This window comes from Citrobacter sp. MGH105 (genome assembly GCF_001037485.2).
GTDB classification, from domain to species: Bacteria; Pseudomonadota; Gammaproteobacteria; order Enterobacterales; family Enterobacteriaceae; genus Citrobacter; species Citrobacter portucalensis.
In genome coordinates this window covers 2,028,112-2,051,518 of sequence record NZ_CP073048.1, presented here as the reverse complement: position 1 = coordinate 2,051,518, position 23,407 = coordinate 2,028,112, and the positions used below count along the sequence as shown (strand labels likewise).

The window sequence follows — 23,407 nt, the reverse complement described above, 5'->3', positions numbered from 1 at the left end:
CGAAATGACTCCTGAATCGGTCATGATGATGGGCACAGAGGCGATGAAAGTCGCCCTGGCCCTTGCCGCGCCTTTGCTGTTGGTCGCTCTCGTCACAGGTCTTATCATCAGTATTCTGCAGGCGGCGACCCAGATTAACGAAATGACGCTGTCCTTCATCCCCAAAATTGTCGCGGTGTTTATTGCCATCATTGTTGCTGGCCCGTGGATGCTTAACCTGCTGCTCGACTACGTGCGTACGCTGTTCAGCAATATCCCCTATATCATAGGGTAGACAACGTTATGTTGCAGGTGTCCAGCGTTGAGTGGCTTCACTGGCTGAATTTATACTTCTGGCCTTTGCTGCGCATACTGGCGCTCATCTCAACGTCCCCCATCCTCAGTGAACGAGCCATCCCCAAACGGGTAAAGCTGGGGCTGGGGTTGATGATTACCGTCGTTATCGCCCCATCGATCCCCGCCGTTGACGTCCCCATCTTTTCTGTTGGCGCGCTTTGGCAGGCAATGCAACAAATCCTGATCGGTATCGCATTAGGCTTCACCATGCAATTTGCGTTTGCCGCAGTACGTACCGCCGGGGAATTAATTGGCCTGCAAATGGGCCTTTCCTTCGCGACGTTCTTCGATCCCGGTAGCCGTCTGAATATGCCGGTTCTGGCACGACTGATCGACATGCTCGCCATGCTGCTGTTCCTGACCTTTAACGGCCATTTATGGCTGATTTCGCTGCTGGTAGATACTTTTCATACTCTGCCCATCGGCGGCAATCCGGTGAACAGCAATGCGTTTCTTGCACTGGCACGGGCGGGTAGCCTGATTTTCCTCAACGGGCTAATGCTGGCCCTGCCGGTAATGACGCTACTGCTCACGCTAAACCTCGCACTTGGTTTGTTAAATCGCATGGCACCACAGCTGTCGGTTTTCGTCATCGGCTTTCCTCTCACTCTGACCGTAGGTATTTCACTAATGGCGGCGCTAATGCCATTAATTGCGCCATTCTGCGAACGATTATTCAGTGAAATTTTTAATTTACTGGCCGATATCGTCAGCGAAATGCCAGGAAAATAATAACCCTTAATTTTTATCCTGTTTTACTAAGGATTGTCCTAAATTTAAAAAGTGACAACATCCACCAGGATATCTCTGTCGCGGCTTATTTGTTTTTGCCTCACTCACATAACGCAACATTCACTTTACTTTAAGATGTTTCCTGGCAAATTATACGCAACTTTACGGGATAGTAAATTCGCCTGAAAAACAGCGAAAGCGTCATCTTGGGTCGTTATTATTCCGTTTAGTTGTGATGAAATAATCAGGTAAGGGGAATTATCGTTACGCATTGAGTGAGGGTATGCCATGTCAACGATTATTATGGATTTATGCAGTTACACCCGACTAGGGTTAACCGGATATCTGGTAAGTCGGGGAGTGAAAAAAAGGGAAATCAACAACATTTCCAACGTTGATGAACTCAGTCTCGCCTGTGTCTCTCAACAACCCGCTGTGGTGTTTATTAATGAGGACTGCTTTATCCACGATCCTGCTAATAGCCAGCAAATAAAGCAAATCATTAATCAGCATCCCAGCACATTATTTATTGTGTTTATGGCAATTGCCAACGTGCATTTTGATGAATATCTACTCGTCAGAAAAAATTTATTGATTAGTTCTAAATCAATTAAACCTGACTCACTGGATAAACTACTTGGCGATATTCTGAAAAAGGAAGTAGATATTGCTATTGATGTGAACCTGCCAACATTATCATTAAGTCGAACCGAATCCAGCATGCTGCGTATGTGGATGGAGGGTCAGGGAACAATACAGATATCAGATCAAATGAATATCAAAGCCAAGACGGTGTCATCCCATAAGGGGAATATAAAACGAAAGATTAAAACGCATAATAAGCAAGTTATCTATCACGTTGTAAGGCTTACGGATAACGTCACCAATGGTATCTTTGTGAATATGCGCTAAGACGTTCTGACTGGTGGCGACCCCACCAGTCAGAATCAAACAGCGGAACTCATGTCACTCCACTTTTTCCACAAAGATACCATCCTGATGACCTGATTCATTAAAGAACCAGATACCGAGCGGGTAGTCTTCCAGCGAAACCAGGTACATAGTGCCTTCGCTAAACTCTTCGATTGCCAGTACCACGCCCGGTCGACGAGGACCGCCGTCCGTTTTGACTGTGACCCGATCATTCACCTTCATAGTTTTCCTCCTGTGGCTTTGTGCCAGTGTAGAACAAATTCCTTTTTCTGGCAGCGCTGTGCACGCGCGATTGCGGGTTTTATCGACGGTCTATACTTAAGTTGTGCGTATCTGATGTTTGGGTACGCTCCCCCGGTATCCTTAACGGTTGAGAGGTATGAGGATGAAAACCGCGAAAGAGTACAGCGATACGGCCAAACGTGAAGTCAGCGTCGATGTCGACGCGCTGCTAAAGGCAATCAACGAAATCTGCGAGAGTGAAATTCATCGCAGCCAGGATGACCCGGAGCGCGTCAGCGTTGACGGGCGTGATTACCATACATGGCATGAACTGGCCGATGCGTTCGAGCTTGATATCCATGATTTTAGCGTGTCGGAAATCAATCGCTGACTGAGGGCGAAAAAAATCCCGGCCCTTATCGGGTCGGGATCAAGCTTGCTTATGCAAGAAGCACTTGTAAATTCGTTACACCAGAAAATCTGATGTGAACCAAACCTTATCTGCAATTTTTTTGCCTGACAAGTAAATAATTCTCACCGGAATGATAAATATAACTAATGGGTGAGAGATCACCAGGTTACGGTCGAGCCAAATGTTCAGGCATCCTGACAGAGCTGTCTTCGCTCGCCAGGCACCACCAGTTCATCTTCACGGAATGCTTCCCGTTTAACGCCAAAGCCGTCGTACCAGCGACATTCCACCATTCCGCTGGCATACCCGGTAACGATCATACGTGGGCCACCCTCTTTGGAGGTGACTTCCTCACTGACAGAAAAGACCATACCTGCCTCCTGTATCAAGAGAAACCTTTACACCTTAGATGACAAGGAGGCGTTTTGCGTAATCAGTCCTGTAACAATTAGTGCGAAATTCCGCGCACTCTGGCGACAGCTTTTACCAGCAGAACGACAATCCCACCGATGATAAAGCCGAGCACCAGGTTAAGCAGGGTCGGAAGCATTAGCGAAATCAATGTACTTTGCTGCTGAGCAAAATGTTCAATCGCATGATGCAGCGGCGATATTCCGTGTACCACAATGCCGCCTCCCACTAAAAACATCGCCAGTGTGCCGACCACAGAAAGTGTTTTCATAAGCCAGGGGGCAACCACCAGCAACCCTTTCCCCAGCGACTGGGCAAGCAGGCTGCGCTTTTCTGCCAACCAGTACCCAATGTCATCAAGCTTAACGATAATCCCGACCAGGCCATACACGCCCACGGTCACCACTAACGCGATACCTGATAGCACCAACACCTGATTCAGCAAGGGTGCGTCCGCTACAATACCCAGCGTAATCGCGACAATCTCAGCAGACAAAATGAAGTCGGTACGTATTGCCCCTTTGATTTTATCTTTCTCAAAGGTGAGCGGATCCTGCGCCGCCAAAGATGTCAGACGCTGCTGACGCTCTTCCGGAGTTTCTTTGTGCTTCCGCGCCTCCAGGGTATGCAGAACCTTTTCCACCCCTTCAAAACAGAGAAACGCCCCGCCTACCATTAATAAGGGGGTGATCGCCCAGGGAATAAATGCGCTTATCAATAGCGCCAACGGCACCAGAATAACTTTGTTTACAAACGATCCTTTCGCCACGCTCCAGACCACCGGGAGTTCGCGGTTCGCCCGCACGCCCGACACCTGCTGCGCATTAAGCGACAGATCATCCCCCAGCACGCCCGCGGTTTTTTTCGCGGCCAGTTTTCCCATCACTGAGATATCATCCAGCAGCGTGGCGATATCATCGAGTAAGGTCAGTAAGCTACTTCCTGCCAAAATTTTCACCCTCAATATTATTTTTTTGCAGTCATAAGTATGAAGTAAAACACGCCATGCTGAAACTGACCTTTCTGGTCAACAAGTTTTTAACATCAACACGTAATTATAAATCTCGCCAGTAAGATAGTTTTGACGTTTACTATGTTGCACCTTTTTATTTCCACCGTGAGGGATTATGCGTTTCAGGCAATTGTTACCGCTTTTCAGTGCGCTATTCGCGCTGTACATCATTTGGGGTTCCACGTACTTCGTTATTCGCATTGGCGTTGAAAGCTGGCCGCCGTTAATGATGGCAGCCGTACGTTTTCTCTCCGCGGGCATTTTATTAACAAGTTTCTTACTTATTCGCGGGCACAAGCTGCCCCCCTTACGCCTAATCCTGAACGCCGCGTTAATTGGTATCCTGCTGCTGGCTGTAGGTAATGGGCTGGTCACCGTCGCAGAACACCAAAATGTCCCTTCCGGTATTGCCGCCGTTGTGGTCGCCACCGTCCCGTTATTTACGCTGTGTTTTAGCCACTTTTTTGGCATCAAAACGCGCAAGCTGGAATGGTTGGGGATAGCGATTGGGCTAGCAGGGATCATCATGCTGAACAGCGGGGGCAATTTAAGTGGCAATCCGTGGGGCGCTATTTTGATCCTAATCGGTTCAATAAGCTGGGCGTTTGGCTCGGTGTACGGTTCACGCATTACCCTACCCGTTGGCATGATGGCCGGAGCCATTGAAATGTTAGCCGCCGGTATTGTGCTGATGTGTGCATCGCTACTCTCCGGGGAAAAACTGACCACCATGCCAACATTTTCAGGCTTTATGGCGGTGGCTTACCTGGCCCTGTTTGGCTCCATTATTGCCATTAATGCGTATATGTTCCTTATCCGCAATGTCAGCCCGGCGCTAGCCACCAGCTATGCTTACGTCAATCCGGTTGTTGCCGTGCTGTTAGGTACCGGTCTGGGGGGTGAAAGACTGGCCCCTATCGAATGGCTGGCACTCGGCGTGATCGTGTTTGCTGTGGTGCTGGTAACGTTGGGGAAATACCTGTTCCCTGTTAAAGCGGATGCCGTTGCTACCCCGTCGGAAAAAACGTTACAGTAAATGAATACCGAGTGTGTCGATCTGCGCGGTGTCGCCACCGCCGCAGATCCACTCGATGACACGTTCAGATAACGCTTCATCGTCCAGCTTTTCGCGACCACGCAGGGCGCACTCCCAGACAATCAGTACGCGCCAGCCCAGAGCCTGCAACTTTTCACAATCCCGCGCATCGCGCTGGACATTTTTGCCTATTTTTTCCAGCCAGAATTCCGTTCGTGTCGCGGGGACTTTAAACAAATAGCAATCGTGGTGGTGCCAGAAACAGCCGTGAGTAAAAATCACACAATGATAATCATCCACCACAAAATCGGGGCGACCGGGTAACGTCGCATCCTGCACGCGAAACGTTACCCCCTGCTCTGTCAGCACGCTGGCAAGGCGTTTTTCAATTGCGGTATCGCGGGTAGCTATCGCCCGCATATTTTTACTGCGTGTTGCTTTATCGTGAACGTCTGCCACGCTGGTTCTCTTTCTCGCGAATAGCAACTGCCTGCCTGATTTTCGGCTCCAGCAGCCTGGCCACCGCCGCAAATGCCGGAACGACCACCGAATTACCAAACTGGCGATAAGCCTGAGTATCTGACACAGGGATCCTGAACTGATAGCCCTGCGGAGATTCAAACCCCATCAGACGCGCGCACTCTCTGGGCGTAAGTCTGCGTGGGCGGTGTCGCTGATTCTGCGGATCGTCAAAATCTTTTTCACCCAGCGCCATATCCCAGCCACGGTCAATCAGGATCTCCGCCCCATCTTTATAATAACGCGCAGATAATGTGCGCGTTACGCTATCAGGGTTACCGGGATACACCATGCCATAGCCAAATCCATTGCCCCGCGCCTGATGCTTTTTCGCATAGCGATAGAGGTATTTCCACAGCACCGGCGTCAGTATATATTTCGCATCGACGGTCGGCTCAAGCAGTTCCGCAAGCGTAGTACGCCGCTGCGGATAACGCGTGACAATATCCCGCAGCGTGAAGTCTGATTTCAAATTCAGATCGCGTCGGAAGCCGACAAGCACGATACGTTCGCGATGCTGAGGCAAAAAATGTTGCCCATCGATAATTTTCGGATCGTCCGGACCGTTATCCGCCGCATCCGCCACGTCATAACCCAGTTCGTCCAGCGTTTGCATAATGATGCGAAACGTTTTGCCCTGATCGTGACTCTTCAGGTTTTTGACGTTTTCGAGCACAAATATGGCTGGCCGACGCGCATCGATAATGCGCACTACATCAAAAAAAAGTGTGCCTTGCGTATCACAGGCGAAACCATGGGCCCGCCCTAACGCGTTTTTCTTTGATACACCAGCCAGAGAAAATGGCTGACATGGGAATCCGGCCAACAGCACGTCATGTTCAGGAACATGCTGGCGAATATGTTCTGCCGCCTGCTGGTCACTCACCCCGTCATGATGGCTGAGTGTGATATCACGAATATCTTCATTAAAGCGGTGCTGGAGCGGATCGCAGTAGTTATTCGCTTTATAGGTGCGCACCGCATGCTTGTTCCACTCACTGGTAAACACGCACTGCCCGCCAATCGCTTCAAAGCCGCGACGAATGCCGCCAATACCGGCAAAAAGATCGATAAAGCGAAAGGCATAATGCGGATGATGCGCAGGTGGTTTCGGCAACAAAGTATTCAGATGAATGAGCTCGCGGTCGCTGAGGCGATGCCATGTTTCATTAGCAACCACTCGCTTAAAGATGGCCGGGCTCCAGCGGTTCTCGCCAACGCCATTCAGATGAGCAACCAGCGTTTTCACGTCATATATTTCAAGCAACTTGGCCAACATCACCTGCACGTCGGCCTCGTTTTCATCTGTCATCGGGTTCATGGAGCCTGCTACTGAAAAATTATCCTGCATACATTTAACCGGCAGAAATGGATAACCGACAGATTAACATAAATTAGCACGGTTGACGTTTCAGCCGTATTGGCGACTAGCGCGCTTTAAAGGGTTGAATCGCGTCAAGATCCAGCATTTCGTATTCTCCTTTTAGCTCCGCACTCAGCTTCGCCATATACGTCAGTAAAAAATCCGCATTGTGTTGCGCCAAATGCCGCCCTCGTTCGGTTTGCATCGTCAACGGCAACGTCAATAACTTGGTCTGGAAGTGATCGAGCGCGTACTGTTTATCGTCAAGGCTACGCTTTCGAGCAAACGGATCTTCCGCATCAAACAGCGCAACCCCCAACGCCCCTGACACGGCAAATACGCGCGCTAAACCAATTGCACCCAGCGCCTCAAGCCGGTCTGCGTCCTGCACGATTTTCGCTTCAAGGGTTTCTGGCGCGATTTTGGCGCTAAAACTGTGCGCCTCAATGGCATGACACACTGCCGATAACCGCTGTTGTGGAAAATCCGGAAAATCGCACATCAAAACACGACGTGTTTCCTTGGCTGCCAGTACCGACGAACAATGACGCTCAGGATGGTTCTTTGGCAGACTGATGAGATCGTGGAAGTAGCACGCAGTCAGCACCACCAGCCAGTCTACGGTTGCATCTGTACTCAGCTTTTGCGCCGTCATCCACACACGTCGAAAGTGAAAGATGTCATGTGCAGCATCTTGTCCAGAATGGTTATCAGCTAACCAGGCTTCAAATCGCGACTGCCAGTCGTGCAGTTTCATGCTATCTCCCTTTGTAGAAAGAAAATCACCTTAGCAACAATTTTCATTGCAGACCACTGCCCGCCTCATTACATAATCATTTTTTATTATTACACTAAAAACAAAACCCACATGTATTTATAAAATCCATGACGAAAATATCGAAAAGTAATTTACATGAATATTAAAAACAAATATTCAAAACAAATAAAATGCACATAGCAAATAAATGGATAAACACATATAACTAACTGATTAAAAACAATTCACATGGCGAATACCAATGTAATTAACACACACACATAATTATATAAAGATGCAAAAGAAACATTTTGAAATATTTTAAATACATTTGTTACATGTTATATTTTAAATTAAATGAACTTCATAGATAGTATCCAAATGTAGTCACTCGGATAGTACTACATATTCATTTTAATTATCATGCAAAGGGAATACATAATGAAAAGAAAAGTATTGGCACTGCTTCTCCCTGCTTTATTAGCTGCAGGCGCAGCAAATGCGGCTGAAATCTATAATAAGAACGGCAATAAACTGGATCTGTACGGTAAAGTCGATGCACGTCATGTCTTCTCCGAAGATACTACTGAGGACGGGGACGCTACATATGTACGTCTGGGTTTTAAAGGTGAAACTCAGATTAATTCTGATCTGATCGGTTTTGGTCAGTGGGAATACAACATTCAAGCAAATGAAATTGAAGATGATAATGCAAATACCGCTACTCGTCTGGGTTTTGCGGGTCTGAAATTCAGTGATTATGGCTCCTTCGACTATGGCCGTAACTATGGCGTGCTGTATGACATCGAAGCATGGACCGACATGTTGCCTGTATGGGGCGGTGATTCATACACCTACACTGATAACTTTATGACAGGCCGTACCAACGGTGTAGCAACTTACCGCAACACTGATTTCTTTGGCTTGGTTGAGGGCCTGAATTTTGCACTGCAGTATCAAGGTGCAAATGAGAGCGAAAACTCTGTCTTTGGTCAGGAAGGAACCAACAACGGTCGTAATGTGCGCAAACAGAACGGCGACGGTTTCGGTATGTCCACCACTTACGACTTCGGCATGGGTATCAGTGCTGGTGCAGCATTCTCAACGTCTGACCGTACCAATGAACAACAGTATGATACCACTGCAAATGGTGAAAAAGCAGAAGCCTGGACTGTTGGTCTGAAATACGATGCTAACGACATCTATCTGGCAACCATGTATGCGGAAACCCGCAATATGACCCCAGTAGGAAGTAGTAACAAATGTGATAACTGTTTTGCTAACAAAACTCAGAACTTCGAAATAACGGCTCAATACCAATTTGATTTCGGTCTGCGTCCGGAAATTTCTTACCTGCAGTCTAAAGGTAAGGACTTGAGTGAAGACATGGGATTCATTACCAATAAGTACAACAACAACAAAGATCTGGTTAAGTACGTATCTATTGGTGCTAACTACTACTTCAACAAAAACTTCTCCACCTACGTTGATTACAAAATCAACCTGCTTGACGGCGATGATGCATTCTACGACGCAGTCGGTATTTCGACTGATGATGTTGTAGGTGTTGGTATGATCTACCAATTCTAATTGACGCAAAAACAAGCAAGCCCGCTTCATATGAAGCGGGCTTTTTATTTATCCGAAACGTATTTTTTTTATCACACGGGCATTACAACGATAAACTTGTGAGGATACTCAAAGAAAAAAACATCCATGAGAACTGTCGTTGAAAGCGAGGCGTGCAAGTGCTTGAATAGTGGCGGAGAGAGGGGGATTTGAACCCCCGGTAGAGTTGCCCCTACTCCGGTTTTCGAGACCGGTCCATTCAGCCGCTCTGGCATCTCTCCGTTTTGGCGGTTGCCATGATGCCAGGTAATTTGGCATTTTAACAGACCCCGTTCCGTCAATTTCGTTCAAGTGACGAGTTTGCGAGCAAAACGATGATTAAGTGGCCCTGGAAAGAGCAAGAAACAACCCGGAGTGACGACTGGCCGTGGGACGACGCCCTGGCTATTCCTCTTCTGGTGAATCTCACCGAGCAAGAACAAGCCAGGCTTATTGCCCTGGCCGAGCGCTTTTTACAGCAAAAAAGATTGGTAGCGCTTCAGGGGTTTGAACTGGATCCACTAAAAAGTGCGCGCATTGCGCTGCTTTTCTGTTTGCCTGTTCTGGAATTGGGGATCGAGTGGCTCGACGGGTTTCATGAAGTTCTCATCTACCCTGCCCCGTTTGTCGTGGACGATGAATGGGAAGACGATATTGGGCTGGTACATAATCAACGTGTTGTACAGTCCGGGCAAAGCTGGCAGCAAGGTCCAATAATCCTCAACTGGCTCGACATTCAGGATTCTTTTGATGCCTCCGGCTTCAATCTGATCATCCATGAAGTGGCACATAAGCTTGATATGCGTAATGGCGACCGCGCCAGCGGTATTCCGGCGATCCCTCTGCGAGATATTGCCAGTTGGGAGCACGACCTGCATGCCGCAATGAATAACATTCAGGATGAAATTGATCTGGTCGGTGAAACCGCATGCAGTATAGATGCCTACGCAGCGACCGATCCTGCCGAATGCTTTGCCGTTCTATCGGAGTATTTCTTCAGTGCCCCTGAATTATTTGCACCACGTTTTCCGGCATTATGGCAACGTTTCATTCAGTTTTACCGCCAGAACCCCATGGAGCGGTTACGCGATACCCGCTAAGGTGGCCATTGTCGCTCACCAAATGTGCATTAACGCTGAATTTGAAGATTAATTAACCAATTGAAATGACGTGCTAATTTTACTGTTGACACCTCATGGTGAGGTCAGTAATATGCGCCTCGTTCACACGATTCCTCTGTAGTTCAGTCGGTAGAACGGCGGACTGTTAATCCGTATGTCACTGGTTCGAGTCCAGTCAGAGGAGCCAAATTCTTGTTTTCGTGCAGCTTCATTAATACCTGTATGGTTTTAATACAACAGCTTAGCGTGAAAACTTCTCCTGATGCATTTTGATTTTATCCTCCGCATCGGGAAAAATTGGTGGTCAAATCTGGGGTCCGGTTCGTTCTATTATGGAGTGACCCCATATGTCTCTTACCGACACCAAAATCCGCAGTCTCAAACCATCTGATAAACCCTTTAAAGTTTCCGATTCCCACGGTCTGTATCTCTTGGTCAAACCTGGCGGTTCACGTCACTGGTATCTCAAGTACCGTATTAAGGGTAAAGAATCCCGTATTGCACTCGGTGCCTACCCAGTCATATCCCTCTCAGACGCCCGTAGTCAACGTGAAGGTATTCGCAAAATGCTGGTACTGAACATCAATCCAGCAGAGCAGCGAGCAGCTGAACGCAGTTCTCGTATACCAAAGAAAGTGTTTAAAAACGTGGCACTGGCGTGGCATAAGAGCAATAAAAAATGGTCACACAACACCGCCGACCGTCTGCTCGCCAGCATGAATAATCATATATTCCCGGTCATTGGTACGATGTCAATTTCAGAACTGAAACCCCGTCACTTCATCACTTTATTAAAAGGAATTGAGGAAAAGGGTCTACTGGAAGTTGCATCCCGTACACGCCAGCACCTCCGGAATATCATGCGCTACGCCGTGCATCATGGATTAATCGATTTTAATCCGGCAGCAAACTTGGACGGAGTGACGGCTCCGCCAGTAAAACGTCACTACCCCGCTCTACCGCTGGAGCGTCTTCCAGAATTGCTTGAGAGCATTGAGAGCTTTCAGCAGTGCCGTGAACTCACCCGCCTTGCCATCCTGCTAACACTGCATCTATTCATACGCTCGAGTGAATTGCGTTTTGCCCGCTGGCATGAAATTGATTTCGGAAACCAGGTCTGGATAATACCCGCCACGCGCGAAGCTATTGAAGGCGTGCGTTACTCTGGTCGTGGTGCCAAAATGCGCAGGCCTCATATCGTACCCCTCTCACAACAATCGATCGCGATCCTGAAAAAGATTAAAGATATCTCAGGAGATAATGCACTCGTGTTCCCCGGGGAACATAATCCGTATAAACCCATGTGTGAAAATACGGTGAACAAGGCGCTACGCCTGATGGGCTGGGACACGAAAATGGAAATCTGTGGTCACGGTTTCAGGACAATGGCATGCAGTGCCCTTATGGAATCCAGTATATGGTCACAGGATGCTGTTGAACGGCAAATGAGCCACCAGGAACGTAACTCCGTACGCCAGGCATATATTCACAGGGCAGAGCATCTGGAAGCAAGAAAGGCAATGATGCAGTGGTGGTCTGATTATCTGGATATTTGCCGCAAATCCTATGTACCACCCTATATTCTAGGGAGAGGAATAAAAACGCCTCTATCTCACTAGTGATTTAATTATGCTAACAAATCAAAGCCGTATCAGTCCAGACTGATACGGCTTTTTTACTTTGTTCGGCAATCAATAAAACAGGAGCGATGACGATACAAATGGTGTACTTTACCGTGTAAATGAGCGTTATGAAATTATTCAAAGTTAAATCTAATACCTGTCAGAACTGACAGTTTTATTTTTAGCAAAAAGGTATTTAATAGTTTTAATTTATCGAAAGCATTGTGATCATCATGGTTATTGGAGATATACAGAAACCTCTCTACATATCATTTTTCGGCTAATGAAAAATTCTTTAGTAGCGGCAAAGGGGTTCCGTCAAACGAATCGAAAATCGATACGAAGAAATATCGGAGGACAATTCTGCTTAGCTAAGCACTACGTGTGTAAGCGGTTCCCTCTGAATTTAAAAGAAAGTTCAACATCATGAGGAGTGGGTAGATATGAAATTAATAAATGTAATAAAGCCAACCCACGTTTGTAATCTCTCGTGTTCATACTGCTATAACGGTGATGAACGCCGTCCATTTATGGATATAGATACACTAGAAAAAGTAATAGAGCAGACATTTTCACTAGCAAGATTTATCGGCAAATACAAGTCGGTTGAATTCATTTGGCATGGAGGAGAGCCACTTCTAGCACCGTTATCATTTTATGAAAGAGCCATCGCCTTCCAGGAAGAATATGCAGATAAGATACCTTATTCAAATATTGTACAGACAAATGGCACAATAATTAAAAAAGAACATTTGGAATTTTTAAAAAAATACAAATTCCAAGTTAGTTTATCCATTGATGGTATAAAAGAATCACATGACGCAAACAGAGTATTCAAAAATGGTAAAGGTAGTTTTTCCCGTGTTTTGGAGAACGTAACAAAGCTAAGGAAAAATGGTTTTAGAATAGGTTGCGTTCTTGTATTAAACAGAAAAAATAGAGAAAACATTAAAGAGTCATATTCTTTTCTCCGAGACAATAAACTTGGACTTAACATCATCCCCCTAATGAAGGGAGGGAGTGCAACTAATATATTCAATGAAATAGCTTTAACGCAGGCAGAGTATTTTGAAACATGGTCATTACTTTATGAAGATTGGCTTTCAGCAGGTAGTGAAGATTATGTTGATGTATCTAGCTTTTTACACACAACACGCTCTGTAATATCAGGCTCATGTTCATCATGCATTGGGATGTCACAATGCGGTAAAGCTAATCTTTCAACGGACCCTCTTGGTAATATTTATCCCTGTGCTAGTTTAACGGGAAACATGGATGTTTGTTATGGTAACATCAATGAACATTCCCTCATTGATCTTTTTTATTCGGATACAGCAATAAAATGGAGACATAGATCCTCTACAGAAAAATGTTCTAAATGCAAGTGGTTTCATTTATGTCATGGTGGATGTCCTTCACGTTCATATCATTATTACAATGGAGAATATAATACACCTGATCATTATTGCAAAAGTATCAAAATGATGTACGACCATGTTGAATCACAACTTCTAAAATTCGGTATAACACCCGGAAATGTAAAACCCAGCCATCTAAATGATGGTTTCGTAAATGTAGATGAGTTAATTTTGAGGAAATAGATATGGATAAGAAAATCTGGACTAAAGCTTTACTCGCGAGCGTAAAAGCCCCAGTGACACTTACTGGTAAAAAGATAGATGAAAAAATCATTGTCGAGTTTACGAAGCAACCGAACGATGCTTCATGGGATTATAATGTACACCAATGGAGTTACAATGATGAATAGCAATAAAATGCTATTCATTAACCTATAGATGTATATTCCCGAAGATTATTCAATCGCACAGCATCTAGGAATATAGAACTAATTCCAGGATGTTACGATATGATTCAAATAAAATAGTATTTGATAAGGAAAAATCACTTGAAAGCTTATGGTTATATTTTCCTCTTGTTATCTAGTAGTTATTCTGTGGGGGGGTATGCTGCAGATGATGTATCCTCGTGTTCATCATTCATTCCGGATAACCACCATTATCAAATTGTGGTTAAGTATGATTTTGTTCACGGTAAAAAAATGAAACGGTTTGTTGGTATTTCTGATAAAAATACATCGCAATTGTCCAAAGAACAAGAAGAAAAAATTAAACCGTTTGTTGATTGTATAAAAAACAAGATGAAATAGAATGTCAATCTAGGGCTTAACTCGTCGTTCCAAAAATTAGTATGAGATAGGCCCTTCCTCAAAACATTGCAAAATTGTCTATCTTAATACTCAATTGGGGACGAGGAATCTTCAAGGCCAATTTCCTAACATCTTTTTTCCTCAACGCTTTAATACTTGTTGCTCAGAGAGCCATTTATGTTCGAGCTATGTTACTACTAAAATCAGCTGGAAATCCCCAAGACATAAGTTCAAGATTATCAATCATGAAACAATAGTAACTTATTAATAATTCGATCATTATTGATAGATGTTTTAACAAGTAACTGTTCGTTATATCAAACCTTCAGAAGTCGCTTTAAATATCGCATAACGAACAGATGTCACATTTAATTTACTAAGTATATTATTAGTATGAAATCTAACAGTCCTTTCACTTACACCTAGAATAAATGCTATTTCAATATAAGTCTTCCCGAATTTTAGAAGGTTTATCACTTCCGTTTCTCGTACTGTGAAAATATATTTAGGGATTATCTCATAATGCTTTTCAAAAATATCCATGATATCAAATAATATTTGATGCTTTTTCTCTGCGTATAATTTTATAAAAGATTTGTCATTACCATTGAAATATATAGTAAAAATTACCACATCATGATTTATTTTTATAACAAATGAAATCCCGCTGTGAATATTGTACTTATCAGAGAGAGTTTTAATTTCATCATTACTGTTATTTACAGAGGACCATTTAAATGGTGTGATTTTATCCCTAGCTTTCAATATTATGCCACTACGTAGATGTAACTTTCTTTTTATAAACTCTTTCTCCCACCTGTGAGGCAGGTTAGAAATAATGAAAATTTCATCTTGAGAGTTAATCGTAATAATTGAATATCTTTTTAAGTAGATCTTTCCAAGATATTCCTCCACAAACTTTCTAATCATAACTATACCTTGCATGTTAGTGCTAACAACATGTAACTGCCATTTTTTACATCAAGGAATTCTATTTTATCGCATATAAATTGTTCGAAAATTGATCAATCGCAAGTGATAAGTCCTGCGCACTTTAAATTTAATTTGTGTTTTATCAAAATAAATAATATACATTTATCGAGTTACCCCTCCTTCTACCCGCAGTAATAACTGTCTTTTACAAGGCAACAATAAATGATTCTTTCTGTATACCTTTGTGTTCAAAATGACAGCGTTTAACGGGAACGTGGAAATAATCGGCGAGGAGAGATTCTTGTAAGATACTCTGTGTTGTTCCAAAACAGTAACTATCTTTTCCCATTAGCAAACATTTATCTGCAATGTTATTTGCATGATTGATGAAGTGCGTATTCAGGATAATAGTAACATTTTTCTCCCGCGACAACGTGTGCAACCAATTGATAATGAGAGACTGGTTATTAAAATCAAGATTTGATTCAGGTTCATCAAGTACAAGGATGTCCGGCTCTGATACTAGCGCCTTCGCGATATAACACATCTGTAGTTCACCACCACTGATCTGGTTAACATCTTTGGTTGCAAGATATGAAGCACCAAGACCCGACAATATTTGCGCCGCTTTTTCGATATCCCTCTCTCCAGGAGATGCCAGCATTCCGCCCCGTAATGGGCATCCAAAGGAGATGAAATCGAGTACGTTGTAAGAAAAGTGAACACGTTTGGCCTGCGGAACATACGCCATATGAGCTTTCCGGTTTCCCACTCGGCCAATATGACATGAACCACTAACCGGCTGATACAGACCGGTAACCGTTTTAAGCAATGTTGTTTTACCAACACCATTCGGTCCTAGTACGCACAGTACTTCACCTTCATCAATGGAGAAGCTGATATTGTTAAAGGCAGTTTTACTCTTTTTGAACGCGAACGTCAGATTATTCACTTCGATCATATCGGTTACTCATGATGAACAGTACAGCAAATAAAGGCGCACCAACCAGAGCAGTAAGTATTCCAATGGGGATCTCTGCGTAAGTCAGGGTCCTGGCAAGGTTGTCGATGACCAATAAAAACAACGCACCACATACAGCCGAAGCCGGGATCAGCTTGCTATGGTTGTACCCGACCAGCGTTCTAACCAGATGCGGGATAACCAGACCAACCCAACCCACCACGCCAGCGATGGTGACTGATGCTGCCACCAAAATTGAGGCTGTGATTAGCAAAACTGTATTCAACAATTGTGGATTCATTCCAGCAATTTTTGCCTCATCATTTCCCAGAGACAACACATTGATTTTCCATCTAAGTTTGTAGATAACCAGATAACAAATGATGTATAGCGGGATGAGTCCGTAAACCTGATCTTTGACCAAAGAAGCGAAACTCCCCATAAGCCAGAAGACGATAGCCGGGAGTTCGTCCTGCGGATCGGCAACATATTTAATGATTGATACAAAGGACATAAATACCGAAGCCACTATGATGCCCGACAGGATAGTCGTGAGCTCCCCATTGTTTTTCTTGAAATAGCAAAGTCCCATTACACACAAAAGGCTGACAATGCCAAAAAAGAAAGAGGAAAAAGCGCTGAGTTGTAGTGGAAAACCTAGCAGTATCCCGAGCGCTGCGCCGAACGCTGCAGCGGAAGATGTACCGAGAACATCCGGGCTCGCCAGCGCATTTCGCAACACCGCTTGATACGTCACGCCTGCTACTGATAGCCCTGCCCCTACCATCATTACGGCAATAATCCTTGGCAACCGTAGATTGCATATAACCGAGAATCCTGCGCTCAAACAATGGCGACCATTATCATGTAATACCTCCGTCATTATTTCAGGGAAGGATAATGTATAGCGGCCTATGAACATAGAAATCATAGCCACAATCAGTAACAATATAATTGCAATCCACATTAGCATGCGGTATTTTTGTCTTTCCTGCATAACTAACCTTTCAAAATAAAAACTATGCGTAGAATTATTTTATTATCGCTGTCTTAGCTCATCGGTTAATAGCGCGTCTGGAATTTCATAATCAAACACTTTTTTATAGTGTAAACGCGTTGCTTTTTTCAATTCTGCATCTGTTATATAGTCAGCATTAAATTTATTAATCATAAACAATGGTAATAATGCAGTCTCAGCAGACAATCCTCCCCAATTATGTAGTCCTACGGGTGTGGAAAATATTTTCCCATCTTTGAATGCTTTTACATTATGCCAGTCTTGCCCGGGATTTTTATTATTAAGAATATCCTTCGCGCTACCAAAGACCACAAATACAATATCAGGATCCCACTGAATTATTTGCTCCATTGAAACATTAATGTACCTGCCAGCATCCCCTTTTACCACCAGATCACTTGCTACGTTTTCCATCCCCGCCATCTTAAGATAGGTATCACCATATGTTTTCGGCCCACTCACCTTGAGTTCTTTCCCATCACTCTGCTCAAGATACAATGCCCGAATATGTTGTGATTTGATCTTCTCGGCATAGGGTTTTGCCTCATTGAGGCTTATCTTCCATGCATCCGAAAATTTGTGACTGTGAGGTAAACCAAGGGTCTGGTTAAATTCGTTTTCCCAATAAGTCTGCGTTACTACTGGCTCAAATTTCGTGTCACCACCAGCATCAAGATTAATAGTGGGGATCCCTGCCCGCTCCAGATTATCATTCTGACTTTTACCATAATAGTAAATAATATCTGGTTGTAAATTTAGTAAGGATTCCATATTTACAACATAGTCTTTATTAATAAAGTCAGTAGTGATACGGTCGATATCTGGCTTCATATCCTTGAGAAGTTTCATGTTTGAATGCAGAAAAGCCCAAGGTCCAACGCCCACAACATGTTTATATGCTAAATCACTTGCCATAATTACACCAAAGGGGCAATTCCCGGTGATAATAATACGGTTGAATTTTATGGGCATTTCCTCAGAATTTTTCATATTTTGGTCATTTATCGTTTTACTCACCTCACTACTATTGGCATAGCTTGCCGAGGATAATAATATTATCGATGATATGAACAATGAGAATAATATTTTTCCATTAAGCATACTTAGCACCTCAATGATTTAGATGAATTGTAATTTAATAGCATCACATGATTATTTTATTGACAACTTTATATTACCTTCTTTAAAAAACCAACATCATGAGACGCAGATTTAAAGCGGAAATAACTCACCGCCAGAGACATAAATGAGAACAATGCCCCGGCGAAAAGACTAATATTCGTTACATTACGCCCAAAATTATTAAAGAAAAACGCCACCAGCACAGAACCAAGAATCTGACCAATCAGACGTGAACTGCCTAATAATCCGCTGGCTATACCGCTTTTTTCATGTGGAACCGAAGTCATAATGAGAAAATTATTAGGAGACTGGAATAGTCCAAAACCAAAACCACAAATAGCGACCCGGTAGAGGATCTGCAGATTCGAGGGTTGTACGGGTAACCATGCCATTAACAGAGTGCCTATCAAAAGTAGTAATAGTCCAGTGAATGCCACCAGATTGGGTTCGTACTTTTTGATAAGTTCACCCGCGACCAGCGAGGTCAACATTGTCGCCAGCGGCCACGCCGTTAACAACATGCCAATTTCAACGACATTGCGATTTAATACATTATGAAAATAAAACGGTAAGGAGACATATGCCAGTAACTGGGTACTATATGATAATAAAGACATTAATAGCGATAGAGAAAACGTCCTATTGCGAAAAATCGCAACCGGGATCAAGGCATCAGTAGCTTTTCTTTTCTGGTTCAAATACAAAGTGATTGCCAGCACGACAAGAACAATCGAGCTTGGGATAACGTTTAACACGTTGTTCCTCGCCAGACCCAGCATCATCGTTGAAAACGAAGCGAACGTCAGAAAAACCAGCAACGCACCCGCTTTATCAAACCGGTTATCGGTACGTTGCGTCGGTTTGAACGATACAATACAGAGCAACAATGAAATACAAGCGATCGGTACATTAATAGAAAACAACCAGTTCCAGTTCGCAACTGATAGAATAGCTGAAGCAATTGACGGGCCCGCCGCTGCGGAAACAGAGACCATCATCACATTAATCCCCAATCCACGACCTAACAACCGGGCAGGATAGATCTCTTTAATCAACACCGCATTCACACTTAGAATGGCCGCAGCCCCAAAGCCCTGAATGACGCGAAAAGCCGTCAGCATCATCAGTGTTTCAGAAAGTGCACAGCCTAACGAGGAAAGCGCAAAAAAAATCACCCCAAGAATAAAAATACGTTTGTTACCTATTTTGCCTCCCAATGCAGCAAATACCAGCAATGAAGCGACCACAGCAAACTGGTAAGCATTGATTATCAGGATGGATGCAGCTTCTGAGACAGCAAAATCTTTGCCAATAACAGGTAAGGCAACATTTGCGATAGTGCTGTCCAGCATCGCAATTACTGTACTAAGTGATACAGCCAGCACGGCACCAATGTTGAGTTTTTCTTCTTTGATATGTTCAGTTGACATAACTCCTCCCCAGAATAAGTCATCAAATAATGGACAGACTCATTCAATATGTCGGAAAATCTTTGATTGTTACGTTATAACATTACTAATGGTGATGAGAATAATTATCTTTTGAAAGGATCTATATCAATATGTTTCCAGCAGGAGTCCATTGTCCTGTTTGGTAATTCAGGATTTAAAGTAAACAGATGGGACAAGGGCTAATCAGCAGTGCTCTTGCAGATTACGATCATACTTGGAGGCCTGATGTCATCATGATTCAAGCGATGAGAGGTAGTGATGGGCACTAAAAATCCAATTTATCAATACATTGGGAGCCTCGTGATTTCCCAGTGATTAATATTAAGTAACCCGAAGCAACAAAAAATAACATTCAAGTCCTCGACCTCAAATAATTCATAACGTTATAACATAACAAATAAATCTATATGAGGCGGAAACATTGAATACCAACATTACCCGACGAAGACTTATTCTTACTGGTTTAGCGGCCCTCGCAACCAATACACTGGCTATACCGCTTACATACGCACATACACGACCTCAGCTAAATCATAAGCATTCCTCCCTCTCAACAAATGGGCACAGGAAATTTACGATAATGCTAGATCCTGGACACGGGGGGATTGATTCCGGCGCAGTGGGTTGTGAAGGTTCTCTGGAAAAACATGTTGTACTGGATATTACCTTTAAGATAAAAGCCATTCTCAATAGCCACGGTATAAATGCACTACAGACGCGATCGGATGACACTTTTATTCCACTATACGATCGCGTACAGATTGCTCATGCACACAAAGCCGATCTATTTATGTCCATTCACGCCGATGGTTTCGCTAGTCCTGCAGCCCATGGAGCTTCCGTTTTTGCACTTTCAACACGGGGAGCCAGCAGCGCTATGGCAAGGTATCTATCCAAAAGTGAGAATGCTGCTGATAATATTGCTGGAAAACAAATCATTCACAGGGACAAGTATCTCGACAAAATCATCTTCGATCTTGAACAGACTGAAACCATCAGGGAAAGTCTTTTACTGGGATCACATATAGTTCACCACATTTCTCCAGTCCACCATATGCATTCAAACCATACAGAACAGGCAGCTTTTGCAGTACTTAAATCACCCTATATTCCATCTGTCCTGGTTGAAACCTCTTTTATCACCAACCCACAGGAGGAGAAATTATTAGGCACAACGGCATTCCGCAACAAAATTGCATCCGCCATTTCTAATGGCATCATCAGTTATTTTAGCCACAAACAAAACGTTTCAGCATAACGATAATAATCTCATTCTATTGGATTTAAGCAATGAGCATATGTCTCGGTAAATTGTCCACCCTACCACCATTCAGATGCTGAGCCATCTTTAGGGATGTTTATCATGACATTGCATGACCTACGCTATTATTTTATATCAATCACACTACTCTTTTCACCCTACTCTTTAGCGGTCAACGTTCTTAACCAGGACGGTAAAAATCTCGATTTTTATGGCACTATTATTGCGAGACGTTTTACCAGTAATAACATCAAAGATGATGGCGATCGTAGCTATCTCTATTTTGGGTTGATTGGGAAGCATGACCTTACCCACAACTGGCAAACCTACGCTCACTGGGAATATACGGTTAGTGCATCAGATGCCAGCAGAAATGCAACCCGGCTAGCGTTTCTGGGTGTAGACAACCCGTACTGGGGAAGCCTGGATATCGGCCGGAACTGGGGGGTGCTGTACGACGTAACCTCAATAACCGACCGCTCTCCCTTATTCAGGGAAATGTCTTATAACTACATTGACAACTTCATGCGTGGCAGAGCCCTTAATCTTGTGACGTGGCGCAAAAATCTTTCGGTCTTTCAACAGACAGTGAAATTAGCAATGCAATACCAGTTCAAAAGTAACAACGAAAATCGAGCCTTAAGACAACAGAACGGCAATGGTATAGGTACTTCCCTGTCCTGGTTCTTTACGCCAAAGCTCAGTGCAATTTTTGCTGCGTCATCTTCCGAGACCACATTTTCACAGCAACAAAATGCCGGTTACAAAAAAAATATTCGGACTTTCGCAGAGGGGCTTAAGTACCAGAGCAAAAAACTTTATCTGGCCACTGTTTTCACGCAGAGTAATGATGCTATCAACCCCCAACCTCGCAATAATAATACCAACGCCTTCAGCTATGAAGCCCTGGCTAAATATATGCTGACCGACAAATTTCAGCCCAGCATTGGTTACACTCACCTGACGCAAACAATCGCTGGCCAACGAACACGAGTACTGGATTATGAAGAAATAGGTTTTAGCTACTACTTCAACAAAAATATGCAGATATTTTTAGATTATAAATTTAATAACGTCAGAAATAGCCCTACCGGGATTGACTGTGCAGATAAACTTGATACAGGGATAAGTTATCACTGGTGAAAACGTATCCAGAGTTAGATGTATTCTGACTCTGGACAACAGAGCATGGCTGAAATTAACGGATATGATATATACCGATAAAGCCCCTTTCCCTTGTACCATTGATGACAGCCACTTACAAGTTATAAAGAAGAAACATCAATAAGATAATTTATTTTTCTGAACCTCGCATGCCTATAAATACTGGAGTATGTCGCACATTGATAGCAATCAATTAACATATAGCATCAGATAATTACCAAAAAAAACAAATAAAGGAAAATTATTCATGTCCTGGAATAGCAATCTCAAGCTTATGGCAAAAAACTGGTTAACAATACACGAAGCTGTGCAAGTGATTAATGAGACATTCGACACCTCAATTACAGAAAGTACCATATATCGATGTGCACTTTATGGGCAAATCAATCTATCCATTTACTTCCAGTCTTCGGTAATATTACGAAAAATAGCTAAAAATGGAGAAAAGGTAAAAATATCTACTTTGGACAATTCAGAACTAAAGAGACTCTGTTTTCTTGATAAGCAGTGTTTCATAAATAATAGGAATCTTATCATATCTACTGAAGGTGATTACTTTTCATCTCGCAGAAATATTTTTGATACTAACCTATTTGGATTTGAGTACATTATCATTCAAAGGTATCTAGCAGACTCACTCAGAATACCACCACCTATTAACAATCCTTACGCCATTAATTTTGGAATTACTGTTACGAATGCAAATGATCTATTTTTGCTTTTCAATAAAACATCATGGAAAGAACAAATTCAGAGCAAGATAAAATACTTACCGGATGAGGCCACCTCTATAATCAAGGAGTCTTCCTGGCGGAATGAAAAGCGGGAATATACGGTTCCATGCTACTTCCCAATGCATGACTTGCCACAAGATGCTTGTTTCGTTATCAAATGTGTTGAAATCGAGAGATTAATAGAAAAGCTAACTATTGACAAAAACTCCACGTTATCACCGACGAGAATATCTACACCCTTATCCCGGCTGTTCTGGTTAGCCTGTCATCATAATGATGATATACGCCCTCTGATGAAACAACCTTACAAACTCTTGTCTATATTTGAGGAATGGGCAATTGCTGATGGCATCACCGATCATCTCAGCGGTGATACGCTAAAAACGGCGCTGGAGCGTGGCTCCCCTTTATCGTATAAAACTACGGTGAAGTAGTACATCCTTAGTGTATATATCGCTCAGATCCGTATTACGAGTCAATATTTTCGTGATACGGGTTCGCGGTCTTTATCT

Annotated in this window: 24 protein-coding genes, 2 tRNA genes and 1 pseudogene; 15 read left to right on the top strand and 12 right to left on the bottom strand. The window is 43.5% G+C overall.

All coding sequences use genetic code 11. From position 1 onward, the window contains the following. Positions 1 to 4 precede the first annotated feature (4 nt). The 3 genes and pseudogenes from fliQ to rcsA all read left to right on the top strand — a co-directional run bounded on the left by fliQ (position 5) and on the right by rcsA (position 1,980). The gene (gene fliQ, locus SK35_RS09635; RefSeq protein WP_003030425.1) at positions 5 to 274 is read left to right on the top strand and encodes a flagellar biosynthesis protein FliQ; all 270 of its coding nucleotides are present in this window, start codon (positions 5 to 7) and stop codon (positions 272 to 274) included. Between the two features lie 8 nt (positions 275 to 282). Next, positions 283 to 1,078 (top strand): annotated as a pseudogene (fliR, locus tag SK35_RS09630) (flagellar biosynthetic protein FliR). A gap of 278 nt (positions 1,079 to 1,356) precedes the next feature. After that, positions 1,357 to 1,980 (top strand): transcriptional regulator RcsA, encoded by a 624-nt coding sequence (gene rcsA / locus SK35_RS09625; RefSeq protein WP_003030421.1) that lies wholly within the window; start codon positions 1,357 to 1,359, stop codon positions 1,978 to 1,980. Between the two features lie 54 nt (positions 1,981 to 2,034). On the opposite strand, the gene dsrB is transcribed toward rcsA, so the two are convergent. Then, positions 2,035 to 2,223: a protein DsrB gene (gene dsrB, locus SK35_RS09620; protein WP_003030419.1), complete on the bottom strand. Its 189-nt coding sequence runs from the start codon at positions 2,221 to 2,223 to the stop codon at positions 2,035 to 2,037. Between the two features lie 163 nt (positions 2,224 to 2,386). Here dsrB and yodD point away from each other — a divergent pair, with 163 nt between their 5' ends. Further along, positions 2,387 to 2,614 carry a YodD family peroxide/acid resistance protein gene (gene yodD / locus SK35_RS09615; RefSeq protein WP_003030417.1) on the top strand — a complete coding sequence of 76 codons (228 nt, stop codon included), beginning with the start codon at positions 2,387 to 2,389 and terminating at the stop codon, positions 2,612 to 2,614. Between the two features lie 206 nt (positions 2,615 to 2,820). Here yodD and SK35_RS09610 read toward each other — a convergent pair whose 3' ends face one another. Together SK35_RS09610 and SK35_RS09605 are read right to left on the bottom strand one after the other, a co-directional pair. After that, positions 2,821 to 3,006: a YodC family protein gene (locus SK35_RS09610; protein ID WP_003030415.1), complete on the bottom strand. Its 186-nt coding sequence runs from the start codon at positions 3,004 to 3,006 to the stop codon at positions 2,821 to 2,823. 77 nt (positions 3,007 to 3,083) lie between these two features. After that, on the bottom strand, positions 3,084 to 3,998 hold the full coding sequence (locus SK35_RS09605; RefSeq protein WP_172111214.1) for a DUF808 domain-containing protein: 915 nt from the start codon (positions 3,996 to 3,998) through the stop codon (positions 3,084 to 3,086). Between the two features lie 175 nt (positions 3,999 to 4,173). Between SK35_RS09605 and yedA the strand changes: the two genes are divergently transcribed. Further along, a complete protein-coding gene (gene yedA / locus SK35_RS09600; RefSeq protein ID WP_003834062.1) occupies positions 4,174 to 5,094 on the top strand; it encodes a drug/metabolite exporter YedA in 921 nt (306 codons plus the stop codon). Here yedA and SK35_RS09595 read toward each other — a convergent pair. The 3 genes from SK35_RS09595 to SK35_RS09585 form a co-directional block, all read right to left on the bottom strand. Beyond that, positions 5,086 to 5,553, bottom strand: a complete 468-nt coding sequence (locus tag SK35_RS09595) for a very short patch repair endonuclease (protein WP_003839067.1) — start codon at positions 5,551 to 5,553, stop codon at positions 5,086 to 5,088. The genes yedA and SK35_RS09595 overlap by 9 nt on opposite strands. Next, the gene (locus SK35_RS09590; protein WP_008785123.1) at positions 5,534 to 6,964 is read right to left on the bottom strand and encodes a DNA cytosine methyltransferase; all 1,431 of its coding nucleotides are present in this window, start codon (positions 6,962 to 6,964) and stop codon (positions 5,534 to 5,536) included. Before SK35_RS09590 ends, SK35_RS09595 begins: the two co-directional genes overlap by 20 nt. Positions 6,965 to 7,040: 76 nt before the next feature. Then, positions 7,041 to 7,733: a phosphohydrolase gene (locus SK35_RS09585; RefSeq protein ID WP_048216057.1), complete on the bottom strand. Its 693-nt coding sequence runs from the start codon at positions 7,731 to 7,733 to the stop codon at positions 7,041 to 7,043. A gap of 441 nt (positions 7,734 to 8,174) precedes the next feature. On the opposite strand from SK35_RS09585, the gene ompC reads away from it, so the two are divergent. Then, entirely contained in the window at positions 8,175 to 9,323 is a 1,149-nt protein-coding gene (gene ompC / locus SK35_RS09580) for a porin OmpC (protein WP_048216056.1), read from the top strand. Between the two features lie 170 nt (positions 9,324 to 9,493). Here ompC and SK35_RS09575 read toward each other — a convergent pair. Continuing rightward, positions 9,494 to 9,583, bottom strand: a tRNA-Ser gene (locus SK35_RS09575). Positions 9,584 to 9,676: 93 nt separating this feature from the next. On the opposite strand from SK35_RS09575, the gene mtfA reads away from it, so the two are divergent. From mtfA to SK35_RS09545, 6 genes are all read left to right on the top strand, one after another. Then, entirely contained in the window at positions 9,677 to 10,441 is a 765-nt protein-coding gene (gene mtfA, locus SK35_RS09570) for a DgsA anti-repressor MtfA (RefSeq protein ID WP_032943883.1), read from the top strand. Positions 10,442 to 10,573: 132 nt separating this feature from the next. Then, a tRNA-Asn gene (locus SK35_RS09565) sits at positions 10,574 to 10,649 on the top strand. Positions 10,650 to 10,809: 160 nt separating this feature from the next. Next, positions 10,810 to 12,081, top strand: coding sequence for a tyrosine-type recombinase/integrase (locus tag SK35_RS09560; RefSeq protein ID WP_048216055.1), 1,272 nt, complete (start codon positions 10,810 to 10,812; stop codon positions 12,079 to 12,081). A gap of 446 nt (positions 12,082 to 12,527) precedes the next feature. Continuing rightward, entirely contained in the window at positions 12,528 to 13,685 is a 1,158-nt protein-coding gene (dynA, locus tag SK35_RS09555) for a dynobactin maturation radical SAM/SPASM protein DynA (RefSeq protein ID WP_075551248.1), read from the top strand. A gap of 2 nt (positions 13,686 to 13,687) precedes the next feature. After that, positions 13,688 to 13,852 carry a dynobactin A family peptide antibiotic gene (gene dynB / locus SK35_RS09550; protein WP_156174794.1) on the top strand — a complete coding sequence of 55 codons (165 nt, stop codon included), beginning with the start codon at positions 13,688 to 13,690 and terminating at the stop codon, positions 13,850 to 13,852. 138 nt (positions 13,853 to 13,990) lie between these two features. Continuing rightward, a complete protein-coding gene (locus SK35_RS09545) occupies positions 13,991 to 14,251 on the top strand; it encodes a hypothetical protein (RefSeq protein WP_048216054.1) in 261 nt (86 codons plus the stop codon). 312 nt (positions 14,252 to 14,563) lie between these two features. Here SK35_RS09545 and SK35_RS09540 read toward each other — a convergent pair whose 3' ends face one another. The 5 genes from SK35_RS09540 to SK35_RS09520 all read right to left on the bottom strand — a co-directional run bounded on the left by SK35_RS09540 (position 14,564) and on the right by SK35_RS09520 (position 19,715). After that, on the bottom strand, positions 14,564 to 15,181 hold the full coding sequence (locus SK35_RS09540) for a helix-turn-helix transcriptional regulator (protein WP_048216053.1): 618 nt from the start codon (positions 15,179 to 15,181) through the stop codon (positions 14,564 to 14,566). Between the two features lie 208 nt (positions 15,182 to 15,389). Beyond that, positions 15,390 to 16,145, bottom strand: a complete 756-nt coding sequence (locus SK35_RS09535; RefSeq protein WP_048216052.1) for an ABC transporter ATP-binding protein — start codon at positions 16,143 to 16,145, stop codon at positions 15,390 to 15,392. Further along, positions 16,129 to 17,142, bottom strand: a complete 1,014-nt coding sequence (locus SK35_RS09530) for a FecCD family ABC transporter permease (protein WP_048216051.1) — start codon at positions 17,140 to 17,142, stop codon at positions 16,129 to 16,131. The genes SK35_RS09535 and SK35_RS09530 overlap by 17 nt, the downstream gene beginning before the upstream one ends. 42 nt (positions 17,143 to 17,184) lie before the next feature. Beyond that, positions 17,185 to 18,264, bottom strand: coding sequence for an ABC transporter substrate-binding protein (locus SK35_RS09525; RefSeq protein WP_048216050.1), 1,080 nt, complete (start codon positions 18,262 to 18,264; stop codon positions 17,185 to 17,187). A 68-nt stretch (positions 18,265 to 18,332) separates the two neighbouring features. After that, positions 18,333 to 19,715, bottom strand: coding sequence for an MFS transporter (locus SK35_RS09520; protein ID WP_048216049.1), 1,383 nt, complete (start codon positions 19,713 to 19,715; stop codon positions 18,333 to 18,335). Positions 19,716 to 20,157: 442 nt separating this feature from the next. Here SK35_RS09520 and amiA point away from each other — a divergent pair, with 442 nt between their 5' ends. The 3 genes from amiA (at position 20,158) to SK35_RS09505 (ending at position 23,329) form a co-directional block, all read left to right on the top strand. Next, on the top strand, positions 20,158 to 20,994 hold the full coding sequence (amiA, locus tag SK35_RS09515; protein ID WP_048216048.1) for an N-acetylmuramoyl-L-alanine amidase AmiA: 837 nt from the start codon (positions 20,158 to 20,160) through the stop codon (positions 20,992 to 20,994). Between the two features lie 105 nt (positions 20,995 to 21,099). Next, positions 21,100 to 22,140 (top strand): porin, encoded by a 1,041-nt coding sequence (locus tag SK35_RS09510; protein WP_048216047.1) that lies wholly within the window; start codon positions 21,100 to 21,102, stop codon positions 22,138 to 22,140. 268 nt (positions 22,141 to 22,408) lie between these two features. Further along, complete coding sequence (locus SK35_RS09505; RefSeq protein ID WP_048216046.1) at positions 22,409 to 23,329, top strand: hypothetical protein; 921 nt, start codon at positions 22,409 to 22,411, stop codon at positions 23,327 to 23,329. Positions 23,330 to 23,407 lie beyond the last annotated feature (78 nt).

Excerpts from the sequence above, each read along its gene's own strand:
- SK35_RS09560 (WP_048216055.1), top strand. The coding sequence starts at position 10,810 with ATGTCTCTTACCGACACCAAAATCCGCAGTCTCAAACCATCTGATAAA.
- fliQ (WP_003030425.1), top strand. The coding sequence starts at position 5 with ATGACTCCTGAATCGGTCATGATGATGGGCACAGAGGCGATGAAAGTC.
- SK35_RS09590 (WP_008785123.1), bottom strand. The coding sequence starts at position 6,964 with ATGCAGGATAATTTTTCAGTAGCAGGCTCCATGAACCCGATGACAGAT.
- dynA (WP_075551248.1), top strand. The coding sequence starts at position 12,528 with ATGAAATTAATAAATGTAATAAAGCCAACCCACGTTTGTAATCTCTCG.
- SK35_RS09530 (WP_048216051.1), bottom strand. The coding sequence starts at position 17,142 with ATGCAGGAAAGACAAAAATACCGCATGCTAATGTGGATTGCAATTATA.
- SK35_RS09505 (WP_048216046.1), top strand. The coding sequence starts at position 22,409 with ATGTCCTGGAATAGCAATCTCAAGCTTATGGCAAAAAACTGGTTAACA.
- SK35_RS09540 (WP_048216053.1), bottom strand. The coding sequence starts at position 15,181 with ATGATTAGAAAGTTTGTGGAGGAATATCTTGGAAAGATCTACTTAAAA.
- rcsA (WP_003030421.1), top strand. The coding sequence starts at position 1,357 with ATGTCAACGATTATTATGGATTTATGCAGTTACACCCGACTAGGGTTA.
- ompC (WP_048216056.1), top strand. The coding sequence starts at position 8,175 with ATGAAAAGAAAAGTATTGGCACTGCTTCTCCCTGCTTTATTAGCTGCA.
- SK35_RS09535 (WP_048216052.1), bottom strand. The coding sequence starts at position 16,145 with ATGATCGAAGTGAATAATCTGACGTTCGCGTTCAAAAAGAGTAAAACT.
- mtfA (WP_032943883.1), top strand. The coding sequence starts at position 9,677 with ATGATTAAGTGGCCCTGGAAAGAGCAAGAAACAACCCGGAGTGACGAC.
- SK35_RS09610 (WP_003030415.1), bottom strand. The coding sequence starts at position 3,006 with ATGGTCTTTTCTGTCAGTGAGGAAGTCACCTCCAAAGAGGGTGGCCCA.
- yodD (WP_003030417.1), top strand. The coding sequence starts at position 2,387 with ATGAAAACCGCGAAAGAGTACAGCGATACGGCCAAACGTGAAGTCAGC.
- dsrB (WP_003030419.1), bottom strand. The coding sequence starts at position 2,223 with ATGAAGGTGAATGATCGGGTCACAGTCAAAACGGACGGCGGTCCTCGT.
- SK35_RS09520 (WP_048216049.1), bottom strand. The coding sequence starts at position 19,715 with ATGTCAACTGAACATATCAAAGAAGAAAAACTCAACATTGGTGCCGTG.
- SK35_RS09525 (WP_048216050.1), bottom strand. The coding sequence starts at position 18,264 with ATGCTTAATGGAAAAATATTATTCTCATTGTTCATATCATCGATAATA.
- SK35_RS09510 (WP_048216047.1), top strand. The coding sequence starts at position 21,100 with ATGACATTGCATGACCTACGCTATTATTTTATATCAATCACACTACTC.
- SK35_RS09585 (WP_048216057.1), bottom strand. The coding sequence starts at position 7,733 with ATGAAACTGCACGACTGGCAGTCGCGATTTGAAGCCTGGTTAGCTGAT.
- yedA (WP_003834062.1), top strand. The coding sequence starts at position 4,174 with ATGCGTTTCAGGCAATTGTTACCGCTTTTCAGTGCGCTATTCGCGCTG.
- dynB (WP_156174794.1), top strand. The coding sequence starts at position 13,688 with ATGGATAAGAAAATCTGGACTAAAGCTTTACTCGCGAGCGTAAAAGCC.